Here is a 15338-nt window from a genome sequence, read left to right as displayed (position 1 = left end):
CTTCATGCTCTGGAAAATTTCCAGGAGCACAGCCATGAGTGTTTATGAATGGGCGAGACAAGAGATCAGGCGCAGTCACGACGCGGCGATGGAGATCGGCTTCGATCCAGGCTTGAGCCTGCGTGCCTTGCTCAGTGCAATCGTGCAACAGAGCAAGACAGTGCGCAGCGTTGAAGACCTGGCCGATGAGTTGAGTTTCCTGGCGGAGAACCTCGACGATGAACAGGATTACAGTTTTATGCGGCCTTAGTGGTGCGAGCGAGGATTGAAGTCCTCGCTGAACAGTTCATCCTCGGCATCCGGGCTGACCGGGATTTTGTGCTCTTCCGATGCCCAGGCGCCCAGGTCGATCAGTTTGCAGCGATCGGAACAGAATGGCCGGAATTTGCTCTCCGGGCTCCATTCCACAGGTGCGCCGCAGGTTGGGCAATTGACGATTGGGGTCTGGCTCATGACTGGCCTCCACGCAAGGTAAGGTAAAAGTGATGCAGGCGTTCGACCTCGGCGTGCAGCCACGCGAGGTCGCGGTCGTTGACCACCACGTCGTCTGCATGGCTCAGGCGATCCTGACGGGTAGACTGCGCCTTGAGGATGGCCTGGACCTGCTGTTCGCTGGTCTGGTCGCGCTGCAAGGTGCGTTCGATCTGCAGCTGTTCCGGGGCATCGATCACCAGGATCCGCTGGGTCATGGCGTATTGTCCCGACTCGATCAGCAGCGGCGATACCAGAATCGCATACGGCGATTGTGCCAAGGCCAAGTGGTGCGCGATCTCATCGGCTATCAACGGGTGCAGCAAGGCTTCGAGCCAGCGCCGTTCTTCGGCATTTTCAAAGATCAGTGTGCGCAGCGCCCCACGGTCGAGGGCGCCGCCGGTCTGCAACACGCCGGGGCCGAAATGCCTCGTGATTTCCGCCAGCGCCGGGCGCCCTGGTTCGACGACCCAGCGTGCTGCGTGATCGGCGTCGACGACGTGTACACCCAAGTCGATGAAGTGCTGCGCCGCCGCGCTTTTGCCACTGCCGATGCCGCCGGTCAGGCCGAGGATCCAGGGTTTTTCCAAAGAGGTGTTCATTAAAAACCGACAGACTGCCAATAAAAGTCCGTTATTTGACCACCCCAGAGCAAGGCAATCCAGCCGGCAATCGCCAGATAAGGTCCGAAGGGGATCTGAGTCGATGTCGGCGCATCCCGCATGCGCAGCATGACAATGCCGACGACGGCACCCACCAGGGAAGACAATAACAGCGTCAGAGGCAGGATTTGCCAGCCGCCCCAGGCCCCCAGCATCGCCAGCAGCTTGAAATCGCCATAGCCCATGCCTTCCTTGCCGGTGATCAGCTTGAATACCCAGAACACCGACCACAGCGCCAGGTAACCGGCCACCGCGCCCCACATCGCCTCGTTCAACGAAACGAATACACCGAAGCTGTTGACGATCAGGCCCAGCCACAACAACGGCAGTACCAGCGTGTCGGGCAGTAATTGATGCTCGGCATCGATCAGGCTCATGCCCAGCAGGCCCCAGGTCAGGACCATCACCATCGCGGCCTGCCAGCCGAAGCCGAAATGCCAGGCGACAAACGCCGACAATGCGCCGCAGGCCAGTTCGGTCAATGGGTAACGCTTGCCAATGGGGGCTGCACAGCTGGAACAACGCCCGCGCAGCGCCACGTAGCTCAGCAGCGGAATATTTTCCCAGGCTCGAATGCGGTGTCCGCAATGGGGGCATTGGGAGTGAGGCAACACCAGGTTGTAGGCCGGGCCGGGCGTTTCGGCGGGCAGGCCGAGCAAGTCGTGGGCTTGCAGCCGCCACTCGCGGCTGAGCATCTTGGGCAGGCGCCACACCAGGACGTTGAGAAAGCTGCCGACAATCAGCCCGAGCAGTAGCGCCGCCAGCACGAAGGCCAAGGGATACAGCACGAAGAATTCGGTCAGGGGCATGTCAGATCGCAGAGCCGAGTTGAAAGATGGGCAAGTACATCGCGACCACCAGGCCGCCGACCACCACCCCCAGGATCACCATGATGAAGGGTTCCATCAGGCTGGTGAGGTTGTCCACCAGATTGTCCACTTCGGCCTCATAAAAGCTCGCCACTTTGTCGAGCATGTCGTCCAGCGCGCCGGATTCCTCGCCGATGGCAGTCATCTGGATCGCCAGGTTCGGAAAGATGCCTGAGGCGCGCATGGAGAAATTCAGTTGCATGCCGGTTGAGACATCCTGGCGGATGCGCTGCACGGCACGTTTGAACACTACATTGCCGGTGGCGCCGGAAACCGAGTCCAGGGCTTCCACCAGCGGCACGCCGGCCGCGAAAGTCGTGGACAGCGTGCGGGCGTAGCGGGCCACCGCGGATTTGTACATCAGGGCACCTACCAGCGGTAGCTTGAGCAGCCATTTATCGCGCCAGTCACGAAACCCCTGGGAGCGCTTGAGCGCGTACTTCACGCCAAAAAAGCCGCCCACCAGGCCACCCAGCAGCAGCCACCACCATTGCTGCATGAACTCCGAGAGGCCGATGACCATGACCGTGAACGCCGGCAGTTCGGCGCCGAACCCGGCGAACACCGACTCGAATTGTGGCACCACCTTGACCAGCAGAATGCCCGTGACCACCGCCGCGACGAGGATGACGGCCGTCGGATACGTCATGGCTTTCTTGATCTTGGCCTTGAGGGCTTCGCTCTTTTCCTTGTAGGTGGCAACCCGGTCCAGCAGCGTGTCCAGTGCGCCGGCCTGTTCACCGGCGTCCACCAGGTTGCAATACAACTCATCGAAATACTGCGGGCATTTGCGCAACGACGCGGCGAAGCTGTTGCCGGCGGCGACTTCCTGTTTCACCTCATCCACCAGCTTGCGCATGTTGGCGTTGTCGAAGCCTTCGCCAATGATGTCGAACGCCTGCAACAGCGGCACGCCGGCCTTGAGCATCGTGGCCATCTGGCGGGTGAAGAGGGCGATATCCAGCGGCTTGATGCGCTTGCCCTTGCCGAATATCGAGGCGGACTTCTTGCGCACCTTTTCCGGATTGATGCCTTGCTTGCGCAATTGTGCCTTGACCAGTGCCGGGCTCTGGCCGGCCAGCTCGCCGGACATTTTCGTGCCCTTGCGGTCCTTGCCTTCCCACGTATAGGTATCGGTTTTGACTGCCTTGACCGCCATGCTCAATCCTTGGTGACCCGGTTGATTTCTTCGAGGCTGGTCACTCCTTGCATCACTTTGAGCAGCCCGGAGGCGCGCAGGTCGTTGAAGCCGTCCTTGCGCATTTGCAGGTCGATTTCCAGCGAGTTGCCCTCGGCCATGATCAGCCGTTGCAGCTCGGGTGTGTTTTTGACCACTTCATAAATCCCCACGCGTCCCTTGTAGCCGTTGTTGCACTGTTCGCAACCGACCGGCTCATAGATCGTGAACGAGCCGATGCGTTCCCGGGGAAAACCTTCCTTGAGCAACGTCTCTTCGGGAATCTCGATGGCCTTCTTGCAATGGCTGCACAGCTTGCGCGCCAGCCGCTGGGCGATGATCAGGTGGACCGCCGTGGCGATGTTGAAGCCGGGAATGCCCATGTTCTGCAAACGGATCAAGGTTTCGGCAGCGCTGTTGGTGTGCAGCGTCGACAACACCATGTGCCCGGTCTGGGCCGCCTTGATGGCAATTTCGGCTGTTTCGAGGTCGCGGATCTCACCGACCATGATCACATCCGGGTCCTGGCGCAGGAACGAGCGCAGCGCCTGGGCGAAGTCCAGGCCCTGGCGTGGGTTCACGTTGACCTGGTTGATCCCTTCCATGTTGATTTCCACCGGATCTTCGGCTGTGGAAATGTTGATGTCCACGGTATTGAGGATATTCAACCCCGTGTAGAGCGAGACGGTCTTGCCCGAGCCGGTCGGCCCGGTTACCAGGATCAGCCCTTGCGGTTGTTTGAGGGCCGCCAGGTACAGCTCTTTCTGGTCCGGTTCGTAGCCCAGGGCGTCGATGCCCATCTGCGCACTGGAGGGGTCGAGAATCCGAATCACCACTTTTTCGCCCCAGAGCGTGGGCAGGGTGTTGACCCGGAAATCGATGGATTTGGTTTTCGACAAGCGCATTTTCAGCCGCCCGTCCTGAGGCTTGCGCCGTTCGGAAATATCCAGGTTGGCCATGACCTTCAGGCGCGCGGCGATGCGGGTCGCCAACTGGATCGGCGGTCGGGCGACTTCGCGCAACATGCCATCGGTGCGGACCCGCACACGGTAGGATTTTTCATAAGGCTCGAAATGCAGGTCGGAAGAGCCGCCCTTGATCGCATCCAGCAGCATCTTGTTGACGAAGCGCACCACCGGCGCATCGTCGGCGTCCAGGCCGGCGATGGCGTCCTGCTTGTGGTCATCGCCCGACTCGATGTCCAGGCCATCGAGGTCTACATCGCCCATGCCTTCCAGGCCTGTGGTACTGGATTCGAAGAACTTTTCGATGGCATCGCTGAGTTTGTCGTCCTCCACCAGGATGGCTTCGGTGGTCAGGCCGGTACTGAACTGAATGTCATTGATAGCCTGGTGGTTGGTGGGGTCGGAAATGCCCACGAACAGTTTGTTGCCCCGTCGCCACAGCGGCAGCGCATGGTGCTGGCGAACCAGTTTCTCGCTGACCAGGCCCGTAGGCTGGGCCTCCTTGTCGAGGCTGTTGAGGTCCAGCAGGGCGACGCCGAAGTGTTCTGAGGCGATCTCCGCAACCTGGCGACTCTGGACCAGTTTGTTCTGCACCAGATAACTGACCAGGGGCATGCGATTGCGTTGGGCCTGTTGATGCGCCTGTTGCGCACTTTGTTCGGTGAGCAGTTCGGCCAGCACCAGTTGCTTGGTCAGGCCGCTGAGGGCGATGTCATTCATGGGGATCCCGGACGCAGACAGTTCATGACTTATAGCCTAGTCAAGCATCAACACCAAACCAGCGGGTTGGGGTGACAAAAAATGTCAGATAGTGCGGTTGTAGGGATGGGGCGCAAGGCTTCTGTGGCCCCGAACCCCCGGTGGGCATGGCTCCGGACGGTTGGCATGTGCCCTGCAACGGCTGCCCCAACCATGAGACTCCACCTCATGTATGGAGATGTCTATGAACAAGCAGAGTGGCTTTACCCTGATCGAGCTGCTGATCGTCGTGGCGATCATCGGCATCCTGGCGACCTTTGCGTTGCCGCAATATTCCAAATACCAGGCGCGGGCCAAGGTGACGGCGGGCCTGGCGGAGATCACTGCGTTGAAGGTGCCGTTCGAGGACACGATCAATTCGGGTACCAACCCGACCCTCGAACTTGTTGGCGGGACGGCAACGACCAGTAACTGCACCACCACTGCCTCGGGTGTTGCCTCTACAGGGGTTGGCACCATTGGCTGCACCATCCTCAATGCGCCGGGTCCGGTGGTGGGCAAGACGATTACGCTGAGTCGTTCGGGAACCGGGGTATGGACATGCGCCACCACGGCTGAGCAGGAATACGCTCCCAAGGGCTGCACCGGTGCCGCTGCAGGTGGTTGAGGCATAAAGGTTGGTCTGACCGGCCCCGCTTTTAGCGGGGTTTTTTGTTGTAGGAAAATGCTCTGCAATTCAGTGGCTTAAGCCATGGCCGAAACCCGCATGTTGCATGTACAAAATCGACGGGTCATGCATTTTGCATGATTCCGTAAAATACCGTTTCGCTTAAATTGTTGATTTTTATAGATTTTTTTTGAAATAAAAAACTGGCACACCCTTCGCACTACTCCTGACAGCCCTGCCGGACTGCATTTCCCGGCAGTTTCTGAGAAAAACAGGAGTTACTCGTATGAAGAAGTTCGCTATCACTGCCGCTGCTGCTACCGCACTGACCCTGACCATGGCTAACGCCGCATTTGCCCAGAACGTTCAAGCGACGCAGGCTCCAATGATGCTGGCTGCTGGCGAAGTTACGAAAGCCAAGGAAGAAACCAAAGACACCTGGATCACCACCAAGGTCAAAGCGGACCTGGTCACTGAAAAAGGCATTCCAGGCACCGATATCAAGGTTGAAACCAACAAAGGCGTTGTATCTCTGTCTTCGGACGTCGCTGTAACGAAGGCTCAGAAGGAAACCGCCGTGGCGATTGCCAAGAAAATCAAAGGCGTGCAAGACGTATCGGCTGATGGTCTGAAGGCCGAATAACGCCAAGACTTCTCGCCTGGACCGGGAGAAGGCACGGCAAACGGGCTGAGTCATACGTTTGCCGTTGCTTTGGAGTTCATGCGAAAGGCCACAGGGAGGTGGCCGTCCACAGGCCCCCGGCGTTGCCGGGGGCCTGTTCTATTCTGCATAGGCTATTCAAAGACTGCGGTGGAACAGACATCAACCTTGTTTGCCATGAAGCGGTTGCGGTTCAGCGCCCACGCTTGCTGGTGATCTGTACCAATCGATTACCCTCGAAGCGCAGGTATTGGTACATGCCGCTGTTGGGCCCATAAGTCCATTCTTCCACCGGGTACTCTTCCCGCCGATTGACACTGCGCTTATAGCCCAGGTCATCCCGAGCCGCCGGTTCTCCGCATTTTTGCAGCACTTCGCTGGAGCGGTCGCCGACGCTGATCAACTGGCTGCCGCAGCGCAACGTGTCGGCCGCCGGTGCCTGGCTCGCAACCAGCAACAAACCCAGGGAGAGCCAGCAAGAGCGTTTCATCTTATTCGGCGTCCAGGTGCATGGGAGTGATCACGCGCCCATCGCTTTCGGCCTGGCCGAGGCTGGCGTCGATAAAATAGACACGGTCGTCGGCCAGTTTGCCTTTGTCCACCAGGAAGTCCTTGATGCTGCTCGCCCGTTCCTGGCCCAGTTCGCGCAGCAATACCTCGCTGCCGCTCCAGAATTTGATTACCCCTTCGCGCAGTTTTTCGATACGGGCTTTTTTATCCAGTTGCGACCATTCGACCGGCGGTTGTGTCTTGAGGCGGGTGCGGTAGATGCCTTCCAGCAGCGGAGCCTTTTCGTCTTCCGGAACTTCCAGTAACGACGCTTTGGCCGGAACTTTATCGCCCCGACGTTGCAGCATCTTGTAGTAGTTGTACTGGTACTCACGCTCCAGGCGCTGGGAGGCCAGCAATGGACCATCGCTGCTCTCGGCGGCGGTGCCTTCGATCTCCAGGCGCAGTTCCGGACGTTTACCAAGCGCTTCGGACAGCTTGAGCAGCACACCCTCGTTTTCCTTGCTCAGCTCGCTGGAGCCCGGTGCGAACGCCACGCTGCCCAGGTCCTCGGAGCCACCACCGGCCACCAACCCGCCGATGAGCTTGAACGGTGCCTGGGCCGCCCGCACCACGAGATTGCGCAGGGTCTGCCAGACGATCGGCATTACGCTGAACTGCGGATCGTTGAGGTTGCCGGACACGGGCAACTCGATGGAAATCCTGCCTTCGGAATCCTTCAACAGGGCGACGGCCAGCTTCAACGGCAGGCTGACGGCGTCCGGGCTGTCGACCTTTTCGCCCAATTGCAATTGCTCGACCACCACCTTGTTCTCGGCCTGGAGCTGGCCCTGGGTGATGCGGTAATGCAAATCGAGATTGAGCCGGCCCTTGCGGATGCGATACCCGGCGAATTTGCCGGAGTAGGGCGTCAGGGTTGTCAGCTCGACCCGCTTGAAGCTGGTGGCGATATCGAGGCTGGCCATGGGGTCGAACGGATTGAGCGCCCCCTTGATGATGACCGGGGCATAGCGGTCGACCTTGCCCTTGACGTCTACGCTGGCCGGTTTGGCCTGGCGGCTGTCGATGGTGCCGATCTGGCCGTTGAGCTGTTGGATGGCGGTGGCGAAATTTGGCGTCAGGCTGAAGTCGGCGAAGTTGGCCGAGCCGTCATTGATGGCAATCGCACCGATGTGGATACCCAGCGGCTTCCCTTGGGACGCCGGTTTGGCCGCCGTGTTCTTCGCGCTGTCGGGCGGTTGCGGGATCAGCAGATCATCGACGTTGGTGGTGCGATCGTCGTTGATCATGAAGCGCGCGTAGGGTTGGAACAGGTTGACCTTGTCGATGGAGAGGCTGTCGCCATGCTGGTAGTTGAGGCCCTCGACGACCACGCTTTGCCATTTGACGAAGTCACGGGTCTTGAGAGTATCGAGCGTGTGCAATTGGTCGACCTGGGCGCGACCGGTGACCGCGAACGCCAGCGGGTCGATGCCCTTGAGATCTACCGCCAGGTCGCTGCCGAGCATCCCGGAGCGCAGCTCCAGCCGAATGAAAGGATTGATGTAGGCTTGGGCGACGCGCAAGTCGATATCCTGGGTCTTGACCTTGAGTCTGGCGCTGACCGGGTTCAGGTTGACTTCGCCGTCAGCCAGGATCTTGCCTTGTTTACCCAGGCCGGTGTCCAGCTTGAGGGTGAAGGGCGAACCGTTGAGGGTGTCGTAGTTCTGCAGGTCGAGGTTCAGCGGGCCGACGTCCAGCGCCACGGCGGGTTGGGCCTGGCGATCGGCCAGGTGCACCTGGTAGTCGCGCAATTGCACGTCCTTCAACAGGACCTGCCATGGTTTGCTCGGCGGAGCGGGTTCGGGTTTGGGGGAGTCGGCGGCTGCCGGCGCCGATGCCGGTTCCACCTTGACCTGGGGCTTCGCCGGCTGGCTGGCGAACAATTTCTGCCAATCCAGTTGACCGTCCGCCTCCCGGGCCGCCCAGGTTTCCAGTTTCTGGCTGCGGACTTTGCCCACCAGCACTTGCTGTTTGGCCAGGTCCACCGTGGTTTCGCTGACATCCAGGCGTTCGAGCCTGGCCAGTGGACGACCATCGGGAGACTTGATGGCGAAGGGCGCGACGCTGACGGCAGCGTTGCTCAAGAGCAGTTCGGTGCCCTTGGCCAGGTTGAGTTTGTAGTCGGTGCTCAGGTTGACGATGCCGTTTTCCAACACCAGGGGGACCGCATCGCGTACATAGGGCCACCAGAATTTCATCTGACCATCGGTGACCTTGAGCTTGCCCTCGGAGGCGATTGGCGAAAGGCTGAAATTGCCGGTCCAGTCGATTTTCCCGCCTTCGGGCCCGGCGGCAACCAGGGTCATGTCGGCGCTGTCGTCGGGCAGAGTGCTGAGGTTCTTCAGTTCGAAATCAAGCGCGTCGTAAAGGAACTCGATGGGCTCGCTGGGGCGCAGGTCCTGGAAATGCACATATCCGGTGGCGAGCTTGATCCTATCGACCCGCAGGGGAAACGGCTTGGCGTCCGGGTTCGCCGGAGCAGGCTCGCTGGGCGGTAATTTGAACAGGCCCAGCAGGTTCAGTTGCCCATCCTTGGCGAACACAATCTCGGTCTTGGGCTTGTCGAGCTCGATGTCGGCCAGGTGCAGGGCGCCGGACCACAGGCTGTCGACTTGCAGGTTGGCGTACAGCCGTTCGAAGCCGACCTGCTCCTTGCCCGGTTCGCCCACATTCAGCCCCCACAAGGTGATTTCAAGGCTGAATGGATTGAGTTCGATGCGCTGGAGCTGGGCCGGCACCGTGGCATGGCTGGCCAGTTGCTGGTTGGCGATCCGCAAGGCGATGCCCGGCAATATCAGAAACCCCAGCAGGCTGTAGAGGGCCAGTGCGATAAGCAGTGCGGCGAAAGCGCGCTTCAATCCTTTGGACATGTGTGGCTTCGTCTGGTGTGAATCGGAGTGCCTTGGAGTATGGCATGCGTTTACGGTTCCGAAACCACTGAGATTTATCGGATTTGTCCGTTTTTTCCGTAGGTCTGCGGAGGTTGGCTTAGAACTGAAGGACCAGTGTCTTGAGCGGCGGATTCCCGTCCCTGGAGGGAAAATCGTCGCCGGGCGTCAGCACGCTCCATTCCCGCACAGGTCGGCCGGCTTTGCTCGCGCAGCGCAGCACCTGTTCGCGCCAGTCATCCATGGAGACTTTCGCCAGGTTGTTGCAACAGATCAGCACGCCATCGTCAGCGGTGGTCAGCAGCGCCGGCTTGAGCAGGCTCTGGTAGTCACGCAACAGGTCGACGGTACCGAAAGCACTCTTGGCCCAGGCCGGTGGATCCAGCAGTACCAGGTCGTACTGGCGAGGTTCCAGGCGCACATAGCTCGGTAATTTCTGTCCGCGTCGCTGGCTGATGGGCAGGCCGGCCAACTGGCGGATCGCCGGGAAGTAATCGGATTGCACGAACTCCATGGGCGGTAAATCCGGATTGAGCAGGCCGTTCTCCCGACCCACGGCGAGGTTGCCTTCGGCGAAGTCAAGATTGCATACCTCCCGCGCGCCACCGGCCGCGGCGCTCAGGCCAACCCCGCAGGTGTAGGCGAACAGGTTCAGCACGCTTTTGTTCCGGCTGTGTGCCTTGACCCAGCCACGGGCGTTGCGCAGATCCAGGAACAGCAACGGGTCTTGTCCGGCATGGCGCCCGCGAACGCGATAATTAAGACCCCATTCGTGGCCGACGAGGTCTTGCAGGGCGGCCTCGTCAGCCTGGTAGACGGCGTCCTGGCGGTCTATCCGTGAATTGCCCCGGGCGCGGTCGTTGTAGACCAGCAGCGTGTCCAGGCCCAGGTGTTGGTTGACGATGTCGTGCATGTGCAACAAGGCATCGCGTCCCAGTGACTCATGAAAACTCTGCACCAACAGCTGCGGGCCGTAGCGATCGACGGTCAGGCCCGGTGCGCCTTCCTGGCTGCCATGGAACAGCCGGTAGCAATCGGTGCCTTGCTGCTGCAACTGGCCGAGCAGGTCATGACGCTGGTCGAGGGCGGCGCGCAGCGCCTGATTCAAGGAAGACATGCCAAGCGCGCCTTAGAGAAATGAGGCGCGGGAGTTTAGCAGTAATGACGGGTATGGTCCTTGTGGGAGCGAGCAGGCTCGCTCCCACAAGGTGAGGAGAGTCGCCGTTGAGCGTTCAGCGATTCAAGCGCTTGTCGATCAGCCCCTCCACCACACTCGGATCGGCCAGAGTCGAGGTATCGCCGAGGCTGTCCAGTTCGTTGCAGGCGATCTTGCGCAGGATGCGTCGCATGATCTTGCCTGACCGGGTCTTGGGCAGCGCCGGCGCCCATTGGATCAGTTCCGGCTTGGCGAAACTGCCGATTTCCTTGCTGACATGGGCCAGCAGTTCCTTCTTCAGCTCCTCGTTGGCCTCGACCCCGTTCATGGGCGTGACGAAGGCGTATATGCCCTGGCCCTTGAGGTCATGGGGATAGCCGACGACCGCTGCCTCGGCGATGCTGTCGTGCAGGACCAGGGCGCTTTCCACCTCGGCGGTACCAATGCGATGTCCGGAGACGTTGATCACGTCATCGATGCGCCCGGTGATCCAGTAATCGCCGTTCTCGTCGCGACGGGCGCCGTCGCCGGTGAAGTAATAGCCGGGATAGGGCTTGAAGTAAGTATCGACCATGCGCTGATGGTCCCTGTAGACGCTACGGATCTGACCGGGCCAGCTGGATTTGATCGCCAGTACGCCACTGCCGGGACCGCTGATTTCCTTGCCCGCTTCATCCAGCAGTACCGGTTGTACGCCGAACATCGGCCGGGTGGCGCAGCCCGGTTTGAGCTGTTGCTGGCTCACCAGCGGGCTGAGCATGATGCCGCCGGTTTCGGTCTGCCACCAGGTATCGACAATCGGGCAGCGTTGCTCGCCGACCTTGTTGAAATACCATTCCCAGGCTTCCGGATTGATCGGCTCGCCGACACTGCCGAGCAGTCGCAGGCTCTTGCGGGAGGTTTTCTGTAGTGGCTCGATGCCTTCGCGCATCAGCGCGCGCAGGGCGGTAGGTGCGGTGTAGAAAATATTGACCTGATGCTTGTCGATCACCCGCCAGAAGCGCGAACTGTCGGGATGGCTCGGTACACCTTCGAAGATCAGCGTGGTGGCACCGTTGGCCAACGGGCCGTAGACGATGTAACTGTGGCCGGTGACCCAACCGACGTCGGCGGTGCACCAGAACACCTCGTTGTCGCGGTAGTCCAGTACGTACTTGAAGGTCATTGCGGCCTGCAGCAGATAGCCGCCGGTGGTGTGCAATACGCCCTTGGGTTTTCCGGTGCTGCCGGAGGTGTAGAGAATGAACAGCGGATCCTCGGCATCCATCGGTTCGGGCGGGCAGTCGTCGCTGGCGTCGTGCATGGCCTGGTGATACCAGAGGTCACGGCCTTCGACCCAACTGATCTCGGCCTGGGTGCGCTCGACCACCAGGACGGTGCTGACGTCGGGGCAGCTTTCCAGTGCCTGGTCGACATTGCGCTTGAGCGGTATGGACCGTCCTCCCCGCACACCTTCGTCGGCGGTGATCACTGTGCGGCAATCGGCATCGAGAATCCGATCGCGCAGCGAGTCCGGCGAAAAGCCACCGAACACCACCGAATGCACCGCGCCGATGCGAGAGCAAGCGAGCATCGCATAGGCCGCTTCCGGAATCATTGGCATGTAGATACAAACCCGGTCGCCTTTCTTGACCCCACGACTTTTCAGCACGTTGGCCAGGCGGCACACATGATGATGGAGTTTTCGGTAAGAGATTTCCGCCGATTCGGCGGGATTGTCGCCTTCCCAGATGATTGCTGTCTGGTCGGCGCGTTTTTCGAGATGGCGGTCGATGCAATTGGCGCTGACGTTCAGCTTGCCCCCGGCGAACCAGGTGGCATCCCCGGTCTTGAGGTCATAGCGCTGGACGGTTTGCCAAGGCGTTATCCAGTCGAGGAAGCGGGTGGCCTGTTCGGCCCAGAAGGTGCTGGGGTGTTCGATGGATTCCTTGTAGAGCCGCTTGTATTCGTCCTGACTCAGTTGCGCAGCCCGGCGGACGGCATCGGCTTGGGGGAACTGGCTGATATCGAGCATGGCGGTTCCTTATTCTTGTTTTGCGACAAGTCATAAAGATGCGCCCACTCGCCGGAGGGTTCAAGCCATGCACAAATGACTGTGGGAGCGAGCCCGGTGGGAGCGAAGCTTGCTCGCGATGACGCCGTCACATTCAACACGCAGGTTGATAAGGCTATCGCGAGCAAGCTTTGCTCCCACAAGACCCTCTCCCACAAGGGTAATGCAAACCTGGGATCAGCCGCGATGACGCCCGCGGAAGTAGTTGATCAGGCCCTGGGTCGAGGCATCTTCGGCCGGGCTCTCTTCGCTGCCCACCAGGCGGTTATAGACACCTTTGCCCAGCTCCTTGCCCAGCTCCACGCCCCACTGGTCGAAGGCATTGATGCCCCAGACCACGCTTTGCACGAACACTTTGTGTTCATACAGCGCCACCAGTGCGCCCAGACGGCGAGGGCTGATGCGTTCGACCACGAGGGTGTTGCTCGGCCGGTTGCCCGGAATGACCTTGTGGGAGGCCAGTTTGCGCACGTCTTCTTCGCTGGCGCCCTTGTCGCGCAATTCGGCCTCGGCCTCGGCGCGGGTCTTGCCGAGCATCAGTGCCTGGCTCTGGGACAGGCAGTTGGCGTACAACCACTGATGGTGGTCGGCCACCGGGTTGAAACTGACCACGGGGACGATGAAGTCGGCCGGGATCAATTGGGTGCCCTGGTGCAGCAACTGATGGTAAGCGTGCTGGCCGTTGCAACCGACGCCGCCCCAGATGACCGGGCCCGTGTCGGTCGATGCCGGGGTACCGTCCTGGCGCACGCTCTTGCCATTGGATTCCATGTCCAATTGCTGCAAGTGCTTGGTGATGTTACGCAGGTAATGATCGTACGGCAGGATCGCGTGGCTCTGCGCGCCCCAGAAATTGCCGTACCAAACGCCGAGCAACGCCAGCAGCACCGGCATGTTCTGCTCGAACGGCGCACTCTGGAAATGCTGGTCCATGGAATAGGCGCCGGACAGCAGTTCCTTGAAGTTCGACATGCCGATGGCCAGGGCGATAGGCAAACCGATGGCCGACCACAGCGAGTAACGACCACCGACCCAGTCCCACATCGGGAAGATGTTCTCTTCACGGATGCCGAACGCCACGGCCGCCGCATTGTTGCTCGATACGGCAATGAAGTGGCGATACAGCTCGGCTTCGGAGCCGCCCTGGGCGAGGTACCAGGCACGGGCGGCCTGGGCGTTCTTCAGGGTTTCGAGGGTATTGAAGGATTTCGACGAGACGATGAACAGCGTGGTCTCGGCGCGCAGCTTCATGGTCAGCTCATGGAATTCGCTGCCGTCGATGTTCGCCAGGTAGTGGCAGCGAACGCCTTTTTGCGCGTAGGACAACAGTGCTTCGGACACCAGTTCCGGGCCGAGGAAAGAGCCACCGATGCCGATGTTCACTACGTCGGTGATCGGCTTCTCGGTGTAGCCCCGCCACAGCCCGTCGTGAATGCGGCCCACCAGGTCGGTGATCTGGTTCAAGACCTTATGCACGTCCGGCATCACGTTGACGCCGTTTACCAGCAATTTGTCGCCTACCGGTCGCCGCAGGGCGGTGTGCAAGGCCGGGCGGTTTTCCGAGGCGTTGACGATTTCGCCTTCGAATAGCGCCTTGATCGCTCCCTTGAGGTCGACTTCGTTGGCCAGGTTGACCAGCAGGTCGCGAGTCTGGGCGTTGATCAGGTTTTTCGAATAGTCGAGAAACAGGCCACAGCTCGACAGGGTGAATTGGTTGAAACGCTGCGGATCGACGTTGAACGCTTCGCGCATGCTGAAATCCTGCATGGCTTTGCGGTGGTCATTCAGCGCTTGCCAGGCGGGCAGAGCGGTCACGTCATGAGGGTTTCGGTAATACGCCATCGCTGCGGGTTTCCTTTTACTTGAACGACCTTTTGTACACTAAAAACTCCGGCATGGCCCGAGGCGGGCGTCCGGACGACTGCGTCGACACGATCACTGGGCGCAGGGCGACTACAGTAAACCTCGCGTTGCGATCTGTCTTGACTTTGTCTGACCGTTTCCCGGTACTTTTTTATACAACGGGCTCGGGACAGGTCCGACAGACGGGGCTCAGAATCCTATCACTGGACACTTCATGTGGGAGCATTAGGGAAATCAAGCAACCTGGACCGGGATGGCATTGCTGGTGTGGCTCAGTTCATTGCCTGGCGCCATGTACAGCATGCGGGGTTTGAAATTCACCAGTTCGGCTTCGCTGTAATGGGCGTAGGCGCAAATGATGACACGGTCGCCCACCTTGGCCTTGTGCGCCGCGGCGCCGTTGACCGAAATCATCCGCGAGCCATCTTCGCCACGAATGGCATAGGTAGTGAAGCGCTCGCCGTTGTCCACGTTGTAGATCTGGATCTGCTCGTATTCGCGGATGCCGGACAGGTCCAGCCATTCACCATCGATGGCACAGGAGCCCTCGTAATCGAGCACGGCGTGAGTGACTTCGGCGCGGTGCAGCTTGGCCTTGAGCATGATGGCGTGCATGGGTTTTCCTCTGGTCGGGTCCAAACGGCGGGCAGTGTGC

The 15338-nt window shown here is 60.2% G+C and carries 14 protein-coding genes; 3 read left to right on the top strand and 11 right to left on the bottom strand.

The annotated features are described in order from the left end of the window. Positions 1-34 precede the first annotated feature (34 nt). Positions 35-250, top strand: coding sequence for a hypothetical protein (locus LCU97_RS25190; RefSeq protein WP_232778053.1), 216 nt, complete (start codon positions 35-37; stop codon positions 248-250). Here the strand turns inward: LCU97_RS25190 and yacG are convergent. Genes yacG through pilB form a run of 5 tightly spaced genes read right to left on the bottom strand, consistent with a single transcriptional unit; the run spans position 247 to position 4864 of the window. Beyond that, on the bottom strand, positions 247-453 hold the full coding sequence (yacG, locus tag LCU97_RS25185) for a DNA gyrase inhibitor YacG (protein ID WP_053153554.1): 207 nt from the start codon (positions 451-453) through the stop codon (positions 247-249). The two genes, LCU97_RS25190 and yacG, sit on opposite strands and share 4 nt — an antisense overlap. Beyond that, on the bottom strand, positions 450-1073 hold the full coding sequence (coaE, locus tag LCU97_RS25180) for a dephospho-CoA kinase (RefSeq protein ID WP_053153551.1): 624 nt from the start codon (positions 1071-1073) through the stop codon (positions 450-452). The genes yacG and coaE overlap by 4 nt, the downstream gene beginning before the upstream one ends. Beyond that, a complete protein-coding gene (locus LCU97_RS25175; protein WP_232778052.1) occupies positions 1073-1942 on the bottom strand; it encodes a prepilin peptidase in 870 nt (289 codons plus the stop codon). The genes coaE and LCU97_RS25175 overlap by 1 nt, the downstream gene beginning before the upstream one ends. Position 1943: 1 nt before the next feature. Beyond that, on the bottom strand, positions 1944-3161 hold the full coding sequence (locus LCU97_RS25170; RefSeq protein ID WP_053153546.1) for a type II secretion system F family protein: 1218 nt from the start codon (positions 3159-3161) through the stop codon (positions 1944-1946). Positions 3162-3163: 2 nt separating this feature from the next. After that, positions 3164-4864 carry a type IV-A pilus assembly ATPase PilB gene (gene pilB / locus LCU97_RS25165; RefSeq protein ID WP_053153543.1) on the bottom strand — a complete coding sequence of 567 codons (1701 nt, stop codon included), beginning with the start codon at positions 4862-4864 and terminating at the stop codon, positions 3164-3166. Between the two features lie 223 nt (positions 4865-5087). On the opposite strand from pilB, the gene LCU97_RS25160 reads away from it, so the two are divergent. Continuing rightward, entirely contained in the window at positions 5088-5510 is a 423-nt protein-coding gene (locus tag LCU97_RS25160; RefSeq protein WP_053153540.1) for a pilin, read from the top strand. Positions 5511-5796: 286 nt separating this feature from the next. Then, positions 5797-6153, top strand: coding sequence for a BON domain-containing protein (locus LCU97_RS25155; protein WP_053153537.1), 357 nt, complete (start codon positions 5797-5799; stop codon positions 6151-6153). A gap of 211 nt (positions 6154-6364) precedes the next feature. Here LCU97_RS25155 and LCU97_RS25150 read toward each other — a convergent pair whose 3' ends face one another. The 6 genes from LCU97_RS25150 to panD all read right to left on the bottom strand — a co-directional run bounded on the left by LCU97_RS25150 (position 6365) and on the right by panD (position 15298). Beyond that, on the bottom strand, positions 6365-6661 hold the full coding sequence (locus LCU97_RS25150) for a DUF2845 domain-containing protein (RefSeq protein ID WP_053153534.1): 297 nt from the start codon (positions 6659-6661) through the stop codon (positions 6365-6367). Position 6662: 1 nt separating this feature from the next. Next, entirely contained in the window at positions 6663-9593 is a 2931-nt protein-coding gene (locus LCU97_RS25145; RefSeq protein ID WP_232778051.1) for a DUF748 domain-containing protein, read from the bottom strand. Positions 9594-9711: 118 nt separating this feature from the next. Further along, on the bottom strand, positions 9712-10728 hold the full coding sequence (locus LCU97_RS25140; protein WP_232778050.1) for a class I SAM-dependent rRNA methyltransferase: 1017 nt from the start codon (positions 10726-10728) through the stop codon (positions 9712-9714). Between the two features lie 115 nt (positions 10729-10843). Then, positions 10844-12781: an acetate--CoA ligase gene (gene acs, locus LCU97_RS25135; protein WP_053153525.1), complete on the bottom strand. Its 1938-nt coding sequence runs from the start codon at positions 12779-12781 to the stop codon at positions 10844-10846. A 216-nt stretch (positions 12782-12997) separates the two neighbouring features. Further along, positions 12998-14662: a glucose-6-phosphate isomerase gene (gene pgi, locus LCU97_RS25130; RefSeq protein WP_232778049.1), complete on the bottom strand. Its 1665-nt coding sequence runs from the start codon at positions 14660-14662 to the stop codon at positions 12998-13000. Between the two features lie 255 nt (positions 14663-14917). Next, positions 14918-15298: an aspartate 1-decarboxylase gene (gene panD, locus LCU97_RS25125; RefSeq protein WP_053153519.1), complete on the bottom strand. Its 381-nt coding sequence runs from the start codon at positions 15296-15298 to the stop codon at positions 14918-14920. Positions 15299-15338: the final 40 nt, after the last annotated feature.

The organism is Pseudomonas uvaldensis, from assembly GCF_021271205.1.
GTDB lineage: Bacteria > Pseudomonadota > Gammaproteobacteria > Pseudomonadales > Pseudomonadaceae > Aquipseudomonas > Aquipseudomonas uvaldensis.
The sequence above is the reverse complement of the archived record's forward strand: the minus strand, read 5'-3'. Positions and strand labels throughout refer to the sequence as shown.